The organism is Polaribacter sp. (assembly GCF_965660385.1).
GTDB lineage: Bacteria > Bacteroidota > Bacteroidia > Flavobacteriales > Flavobacteriaceae > Polaribacter.
Genome location: NZ_CBFHZT010000090.1, coordinates 1 through 6,229, shown reverse-complemented (window position 1 = coordinate 6,229; position 6,229 = coordinate 1). Strand labels below are relative to the sequence as shown.

The following is a 6,229-nucleotide window of genomic DNA, read 5'->3' as shown; positions in this document are numbered from 1 at the left end:
TACATTAATTTTTTGCGGACTAACATTCATCGCAAAATCACAAAACCCAAGTGTAGAAAAATCAACTTTCGGATTACAAACTGGAGTTCTAGGAATCTGGGCATATAATGAAACAAAACTATCAAATAACATAGCACTGAGAACAGAGCTTGGTTTTGATTTTGGTATTTGGGAAACTACTTTTTATGATGATTATGACTCTCCATTTCTGCTAACACCTGTAATAGTCGTTGAACCAAGATTTTATTACAACCTCAAAAAACGTTCTGAGAACTCAAAAAGAATTGATGGGAATAGTGGCAATTTTATTGCTCTAAAAATTGGATATCATCCAGATTGGTTTGTCTTATTCAATAAAGATAATGCTCCTATAGTAAGTGATTTTTCTATTATTCCCACTTGGGGAATTAGAAGAAATTTAGGAAAACATTTTAATTATGAAGCAGGTCTAGGAGCAGGGTTTAGTTACACATTTGCTGAACGAGCAGGTTATTCAAAAAACAAAAGTGAAATGGAATTAAATATGCACTTGCGAATAGGGTATAGATTTTAGCATAAACAAAAACGATACTCTGTGATTTGATTAAAATTGCATTCGTTGATATGATTTTTTAATCAATAATTAAGGGTTAGGCTTTAGCTGGTTTTAAAGTAAAGTTTTAATAGAAATTGTCATAATGGTTTCTATAAAATCAAAAAGAAAAGTACTGAACATAGTAAAAAGAAGAAAATAGTTTTTTCACTATCAATTAGTATTTAGTGGAAGATGCTATCAACTGAAATAAATAGTAAACAAAGCTATAAAATGATGAATTACAATGAAAAATACAGTTTTATAACTGATATGACAACTGAAAGTAATCCTAGATTATTTTTTAGAAGAGCGATAGCTTTGTTAATCACATTTTATACAAGCTATCTTTTTTTCCATTTTGTGGTACTTAATCTCTTCATAATAAACAACATATTAGTAATCTTTGCCAGTCTCTGGGCTGGTCATATTTTTCTAAATATTTTCGCTTTATGCATTTGGAAAAATAGGACTTTTGGTGATTTTATTGTGAGAATAAAATATATTGGATTTAGACGAAATATAAAACAAGCCTACCAGATTGCGATGCGATCATTTTTCACTACAACGCTGTTTTATGGTTTTGTGTTTTTTACTTATTTAACAGGGTGGTCTATAGGTGCAATTATAACAAGTTTAGTAATTACCATAGGACTTAACTATTGTAAATTCAATAAGAGCAATTTATTACTTATTGACTGGCTTACAGGATCACTTGCTCTTAAAAAATAACAGTCACTTAAGAAAACCTTTATATATATGAATACAAAAAAGATACAAAAACTTGGTGGATTATGTTCGATTTCACTTGGATTAATCTACATCATAGCATTCATCGTTTATGGTGGTATAATAGAGTATCCAAAAGCAGACGCAACGGAAATTGAAAGATTAAATTTCTTGTCTGACAACTATTTAATTCTATATACCGCTAACTTGATAAGTTACGTCTTATTTGGAATTTTGCTAGCTGTATTAGTAATTTCAATACACCAAAAAATAAAAAATCATTTGCCTAATCTTTCAATACTAGCCTCTGTTTTTGGAATAATCTGGGTTGGATTGGTTATAGCCAGTGGTATGATTGCAAATATTGCACTTAATTCCGTTATTGAAATTGGAATTGCGGAACCACAAAAGGCTATAGCAATCTGGACAAGTGTTGGTATTGTTTCAGAAGGTCTTGGCGGAGGAAATGAAATTGTTGGCGGAGTTTGGGTTTTACTTTTAAGTATAGCAGCTTTAAAATATTCGTTGTTCTCAAAACCATTGAACCTTTTAGGCCTGCTTGTGGCGCTTGCAGGTATGCTAACTATTTTACCTTTCGACATATTCAAAGAAATTTTTGGAATTAGTCAGATTGTTTGGTTTATATGGATTGGAATAGCAATGATTCGTAACCCACATAAATTGTTTACATACAAAGAACCAAGGTAACAACCAAATAAAAAATGACAAATAAAAGTTTTGAAAAATCAAAAGCACAAAGCAAATTATTGAAAAATGATTTGTACCAAAACCCTCAAAAATACCGAGTACTAACGGGAGATAGACCTACAGGTAATTTACATCTTGGACACTATTTTGGCTCTATTATAAACCGAGTAAAATTACAGAATTCAGGAATTGAGACTTATATTTTAATTGCTGATTATCAAGTGTTGACAGATAGAAACGTTTTTAATGAAATTTCAAGATTCACCTATGAACTGACTTTGGACTATTTAGCCTGTGGCTTAGACCCTGAAAATTATAAAACTCATATTTTTCCACATAGTTATATTCCTGAATTAAACCAATTAACGATTCCGTTTCTGACATTGGTGTCTAGTTCAGAATTAAACAAAAATCCTACGGTTAAAGAAGAGATTACAGCTTCAGGAATGAACACTATTAATGCAGGAATGTATATCTATCCAGTTCACCAAGCTGCAGACATTTTGTTTTGTAAAAGTAATGTTGTTCCTGTTGGGAAAGACCAATTACCACATATAGAATTAACTCGGAAAATAGCAAGGCGTTTTAATGCCAAATTCAATAAAAATATCTTTACAGAACCAGTTGCTCTTTTTACGGATACCCCTACTATTCTTGGGTTAGATGGTATTCAAAAAATGAGTAAAAGTCGTAATAATTCAATTATGATAAAGTCAACAGCTGACGAAACAGTAAAACTAATAAAATCGGCCAAAACTGATTCAAACCGTTACATAACGTATGATCCGGAAAATAGACCAGAAGTTTCCAACCTACTTAAACTAGCTTCCTTGTGCTCAGATAAAAGCCCAAAAGATATTGCTGATGAAATTGGTGACCAAGGATCTGGAAAACTTAAAGAACTAACATCAGAAGCTATAAACACATATTTCGACCCTGTTAGAAAAAAAAGAAAAGAACTTGAAGAAGATAGGGATTATGTGAGGAATATTTTAATGCAAGGAATAGGAAAGGCTAGAGAAACAGCCAAAGAAACATTATTAGAGGTTACTGAAGCGATGAATATGAAAATATACTAGTAATACCCTCAACTAGAATTTAAATTAAAAAAATAGGAAGGAAGTTAAATAGAGTTTATCAAATAGGTTCCAATTTCCAAAGACGAACGTTTAAAGCTCAAATATGTACCAACTTTGCTGTGAACAAAAACAATTATGAAAGCTATAGAATGTCTAAAGTATGGGGAGGTAGAAAACCTGGTGTTAAGTAATGTTGAAAAACCAACACCAAAAGATAATGAAGTCCTCATCAGGATACAGGCTACTTCAGTAACTACAAGTGATGTACTAATTCGGAAAATGAATGAACCATTAATTACCAGATGTATACTTCAACTTATATTCGGGTTTGGTCGACCAAGAAACCCTATTTTGGGAATGGTAACAGCAGGAATTGTGGAGGCTAAAGGTAAAAATGTATCATTATTTGAAATTGGAGATGAGGTTTTTGGATATGGTTCCATGTCAGCTACCAAGCGTCGTTTTGGTTCTTATGCAGAATACATTTGTCTACCTGAAGAATGGAATCTAGCCCTTAAACCTAAAAACCTTAGTTTCGAGGAAGCTGCAGCGTTGCCATATGGGGGGTTGCTGGCTTCTCATGTATTAAAAAAGACGAGTATAAATACAGGCGATAAAGTTTTAATTTACGGGGCATCTGGAAGTATAGGTACAATGGCGATACAATTGGCAAAACATATGGGTGCGCATGTCACTAGTGTTTGTAGTCAAAAAAACTTCCAATTGGTAACCTCTTTAGGTAGTGATAAGGTGATTGATTACACCATAGAAAATGCTGAAAAACACTTAAAAACATATAAATATGTAATTGATGCTGTAGGCAATTCAAAATCATCAATACTTAAAGAAAAAAGCAAAAAAGCATTGACTCCAAATGGAAAATACATATCCATAGATGATGGGGTCCCTTTAACACCAAAAGAAGCTTTTTTAAATTTACAAATTTTAGCAAAACAAGAGAAGATCAGACCTATTATTGATCGAATATATCCTTTAGAAAAAATAGCTGAAGCGCATAAATATGTAGAGCTAGGGCATAAAAGAGGAAATGTAATTCTTACGATCTAGTGGTACGAATTGGATTTAAATACATACAGATGAAAATACTAAAATCACTTTTAAAATTTATCGTTGCGCTGCTTGGAGTTGTTTTACTCATGGGCATTATTACACTTTGGGTGGATGCATCAAGCACAAATTATTTGGATATCAATAAGAGCGTATCAGCATCTAACAATTCGTATCTCATTAAGAACGTCAATATAATCCCAATGTACCAAGACACAATGTTAGTTGATAAAATGGTATATATAAATGACGGAGTTATTAAAAAAATTGAGGATTCTATAGAAGTCAGTGACATTGAAGTTTTTGACGGAGAGCATAAATACCTCACTCCAGGGCTAATCGATATGCACGTGCATGTATGGGATAGATATGAACTAGGACTGTATCTGTCTAATGGCGTAACTGCGGTTAGAAATCTTTGGGGGATGCCCTTGCATTTAAGGATTAAAGAAGATGTAGTTGAAGAAAGTATTTTCTCACCATCGTTTTTTACAACAGGGCCTAAACTTACAGGGTCAGAATTTATTGGTGATGATAATTTGAATCTAACAAACCCTAAAGAGGCTGAAGAAGCTGTAATTTCATATAAAGAAAGAGGATACGATTTCATTAAAACCTACTACGGACTAGATAAAGCGCTTTTTGATGCGGTGATTGAACAAGCCCAAATTTCTGAAATGGATATTGTGGCTCATCCTTCTCAAAAAGTGCCATTTTTATATCATTTAAACACTCAAATCAAATCCATTGAACATGCTGAAGAAATTGTGCAGCAACCTTTACAGTTTGATTTAGATACGCTTAAACTGCAACCCATAATTGATTCCATTTCACAGTCAAATCACACGAGTTATAGTCCTACAATTACGGTGTTTCATAATATCTATCAAATGATGATGGACGATTCGATTTTAGATTCAGAAGCATTGCAATATATGAATCCACTCATTAAAATGGACGATAGCAAAAGACAATTTGAGCGTTGGTATAATGCCAAACAAGAAGATCCTTCTACTGCTGATCGGATAAAAAAACAGCACGATTTTCATTTAACCATTGTTAAAAAATTACACGAAGCAGGTGTACCAATAATTTGTGGAACTGATGGCGGTATTGGGGTTACGCTTCCGGGTTTTTCAATTCATAAAGAATTGGCATTTTACAAAGAAGCTGGCCTTTCTAATTACGAAGTGTTGAAAACAGCTACCGTAAATGCTTCTCAAACGCATGCAATTATGAAGCAATTGGGTACTATTGAAGAAGGCAAAGTTGCTAATTTATTATTAGTGGATGAAAACCCACTTACAAATTTAACCACTCTTGAAAATCCAACCTATGTGTTTATAAAGGGGCGAAAATTAAATAGAAAGACGTTGGATTCTTTTAATGAAAAGGCAAAGAATAGAAAAAATCTAATAGCTACAGGGCTTAGATATGTGGAAAACTTAATCATTGAAAAATAGACTAAGGCTTAATAAAATAACAATTATAGAAATAATCAATCAAAAAACGAATAAAGAATGTTTTTCAAATCAAAAGAAGGAAAAGATAAAATCTTAACCCTTTACAATCAAAAGTTAAAGGAACTGAATATTGCATATTTTGAAAAAATTGTAGAAACAAAGTTTGGAGTCACAAATGTTATCATTACTGGTAATACTAAAAACCCACCTCTTGTACTGATTCACGGCACAGGGGGTTGTGCACCACAAATTTTAGATTCTTTCCCAAATCTAGCTTCAAAATACTGTGTATATGCAGTAGATGTGTTAGCGCAACCCAATAAAAGTGCAGAGAACAGATTAGATATGAAATCTTTGGATTATGGGAAATGGCTTATTGAAGTGATCATAAAATTGCGTCTAAAAAATGTAACCTTAGTAGGCTTTTCTTTTGGGGGCTTTATCAGTTTAAAAGCTTTAGAGTTTAACGAAACTCCTATTAAACAAGCCTGTTTAATAGCACCAGTTTATATCGTGAATGGAAACCCAATTCTAGGTGTATTTAAAATGTTCATGCCATTAAAAAAGTTTATCAAAACAAACGATGCAAAGTATATTAAGAAAGTTATGAA

The 6,229-nt window shown here is 32.6% G+C and carries 7 protein-coding genes; all 7 read left to right on the top strand.

Translation table 11 applies throughout. The annotated features are described in order from the left end of the window. Positions 1-553, top strand: a 553-nt coding sequence (locus tag ACTG3V_RS14795; protein ID WP_439132949.1) for a hypothetical protein, incomplete at its 5' end; no start/stop codon positions are given. Between the two features lie 252 nt (positions 554-805). Beyond that, positions 806-1,303: a hypothetical protein gene (locus tag ACTG3V_RS14790; RefSeq protein WP_439132948.1), complete on the top strand. Its 498-nt coding sequence runs from the start codon at positions 806-808 to the stop codon at positions 1,301-1,303. Between the two features lie 27 nt (positions 1,304-1,330). Continuing rightward, positions 1,331-2,008, top strand: a complete 678-nt coding sequence (locus tag ACTG3V_RS14785) for a hypothetical protein (protein WP_439132947.1) — start codon at positions 1,331-1,333, stop codon at positions 2,006-2,008. Positions 2,009-2,079: 71 nt separating this feature from the next. Beyond that, the gene (trpS, locus tag ACTG3V_RS14780; RefSeq protein WP_439132946.1) at positions 2,080-3,087 is read left to right on the top strand and encodes a tryptophan--tRNA ligase; all 1,008 of its coding nucleotides are present in this window, start codon (positions 2,080-2,082) and stop codon (positions 3,085-3,087) included. A gap of 135 nt (positions 3,088-3,222) precedes the next feature. Further along, the gene (locus ACTG3V_RS14775) at positions 3,223-4,155 is read left to right on the top strand and encodes an NAD(P)-dependent alcohol dehydrogenase (RefSeq protein ID WP_439132945.1); all 933 of its coding nucleotides are present in this window, start codon (positions 3,223-3,225) and stop codon (positions 4,153-4,155) included. Positions 4,156-4,244: 89 nt separating this feature from the next. Beyond that, positions 4,245-5,618, top strand: coding sequence for an amidohydrolase family protein (locus tag ACTG3V_RS14770; RefSeq protein WP_439132944.1), 1,374 nt, complete (start codon positions 4,245-4,247; stop codon positions 5,616-5,618). 57 nt (positions 5,619-5,675) lie between these two features. Continuing rightward, positions 5,676-6,229: alpha/beta fold hydrolase (locus tag ACTG3V_RS14765; RefSeq protein ID WP_439132943.1), on the top strand; the 554-nt coding region annotated here is incomplete at its 3' end.